The sequence below is a fragment of the Neisseria sp. P0008.S010 genome (assembly GCF_051962715.1).
In the GTDB taxonomy this organism is placed as follows: domain Bacteria; phylum Pseudomonadota; class Gammaproteobacteria; order Burkholderiales; family Neisseriaceae; genus Neisseria; species Neisseria elongata.
The window spans coordinates 1-272 of record NZ_JBQCVA010000289.1; the positions used below are offsets into that span (position 1 = coordinate 1).

The window sequence follows — 272 nt, forward strand, 5'->3', positions numbered from 1 at the left end:
GATTTCACATCCAACTTAACTAGCCACCTACACGCGCTTTACGCCCAATAATTCCGCACAACGCTTGCACCCTACGTATTACCGCGGCTGCTGGCACGTAGTTAGCCGGTGCTTCCTTTGATGGTACCGTCAAGCGGCATGGATATTAGCCATACCGTTTTTCGTCCCATCCGACAGGGCTTTACGACCCGAAGGCCTTCGTCACCCACGCGGCGTCGCTGCGTCAGAGTTTCCTCCATTGCGCAATATTCCCTACTGCTGCCACCCGTAGG

At 55.1% G+C, this 272-nt stretch carries 1 rRNA gene; it reads right to left on the reverse strand.

The features are described 5' to 3' along the window. A 16S ribosomal RNA gene (locus ACTHSL_RS13630) occupies positions 1 to 272 on the reverse strand; the annotation flags it as partial.